Annotated in this window: 1 protein-coding gene; it reads left to right on the plus strand. The window is 34.4% G+C overall.

Annotated features, from left to right (window positions below; genetic code table 11):
* The first annotated feature begins 1 nt into the window (after nt 1).
* Nucleotides 2-1,786 carry a metallophosphoesterase family protein gene (locus tag AC3DU7_RS32370; RefSeq protein WP_488043323.1) on the plus strand — a complete coding sequence of 595 codons (1,785 nt, stop codon included), beginning with the start codon at nt 2-4 and terminating at the stop codon, nt 1,784-1,786.
* The last annotated feature ends 224 nt before the right edge of the window (nt 1,787-2,010 follow it).

Raw genomic sequence — 2,010 nt, forward strand, 5'->3', positions numbered from 1 at the left:
TATGTTCTATCCTCCTCCAGAAATATTTGAAAATCCCAGAGATTCTTATCGTAATCCATGGATTTTTGGTATTTTAATTATTATTGTTATTTTCATATTTATAATTATGTATTCTCTCGAATCTCCAGCTCAATTTTTAACAGATCCATTTCTCCAAGCTCCGACAGAAAATTCTGTACAAGTTGTTTGGTTTACTGAATTTCCTGGCAAAGGTCATTTTGTAGTTTATGGTGAAAATCTTGATCGAGTTGTTGAGGCAAATACTACTAAACTAAGTCGTACTAGAGAAGACCAAGATTCTCGCGTAGGAAAACAAACAGAAAAAGGTTTAATTTATCAACAACCTATTATGCGAGATATCTGGCGACACGAAGCCAAAGTTATTGGTTTAAAACCTAATATTTCTGTGCCATATCGAATTATTAGCGAAACAAAAAATGGGGAAAATATGAGGAGTAAAATTTTTACTTTGGCTGCTAAACCAACCTCTGGTAGACCTATAAAAATCCTCCTAACTTCCGACCATCAATTAAAACCAATGACTTCTGCAAATCTACAAAAGGTAACAGAAACCTTTGATAAATTAGACGCTATTTTTTTTGCTGGAGATTTAGTTAATATTCCCGATCGTGCTTCAGAATGGTTTGACGATAATCGAGGTAATGCTTTTTTTCCTAATCTCCAAGGTAGAGCTAATTATGAACTAGAAAAAAATGGCAAAAAAACTATTTATAAAGGTGGGGAGTTAATCCAAAATATGCCTCTTTTTCCAGCAATTGGCAACCACGAAGTTATGGGTATATTTTCTATGAAAACTTCTTTGAATTACCAATTTAGTCAACCCTATCCACGAGATGCTGCCTCAGCTTTATATAGGAAAAATTCCACAAATATCGCTCCTGATATAGCTTGGTTAAAAAATAATTCTTTTAATACTGACACTTACCAAGAAATTTTTACCCTACCTCAAAATGGTTCAGAGGAAAAAAATTACTATGCTGTAACTTTTGGCGATGTACGTTTAGTAGTTTTATATATTACGAATATCTGGAGAGTTCCTCACTTAAGAGATAATGCGAGAGGTAAATATCGGGAACGAAAAAAAGATTTTGATAATCCGGCTGAATGGGGTTATGGCCAGCATATTTTTGAACCTATCGATCGAGGTAGCGAGCAATATAATTGGTTAGAAAAAGAATTGGCAAGTCAGGAATTTAAACAAGCTAAATATAAAGTCGTAATGTTTCACCATCCGCCTCATTCTCTTGGTGAAAATATCGTTCCTGCTTATACTAATCCCATACAATTTATTGACAGAGATAAAAATGGTAATACTACCATGATTCGTTATGAATATCCCCAACAAAATGACTATATTATTCGAGATGTTTTACCTTTGTTAGAAACTGCTGGCGTACAGTTAGTATTTTATGGGCATTCTCATCTTTGGAATCGTTTTATTAGTCCGAGTGGAATGCACTTTCTAGAAACATCAAATGTAGGTAATAGTTATGGAGCTTATGTAGGAGATAAAAAGCGAAATGTACCTTTAGATTATCAGGAAAAATATGCTGAAGTTGGTAATCCTAATGGTTTAGAACCGATCATACCAACCATTGCACCTTTGCTAGATGAAAAGGGAAAACCTCAACCCTATATTGCTAGTAATGATATTACAGTTTTTAGTATTTTTGAAACGGAAACAGGAACAGTTAGTAGTTACTATTTTGATACTAGAAAACCTAATTCTGGTGTTGTAAAATTTGACGAATTTCAGCTAAAGTAATTTTGAATAAGGCATAAGGCATAAGGCAGAAGGGAAAATTGTATGGGGTGGGGATTCTAACCCTAAACAACTTTAAGCGCCGTGTAGACGGTGGGGCATTAAACTTAGCGCTATAGTAATCCTAAATCATTTGTGATAGTTTTATTGCTTCGGTGTTTCTCATTCTCTGTTCCCTATTCCCTATTCCCTGTTCCCTGTTCCCTAAAATTTACCATATCTCTCAA

This window comes from Okeania sp., assembly GCF_983059655.1.

Bases quoted from the DNA above. Each gene is read 5' to 3' on its own strand.
- AC3DU7_RS32370 (WP_488043323.1), top strand. From the start codon at position 2: ATGTTCTATCCTCCTCCAGAAATATTTGAAAATCCCAGAGATTCTTAT.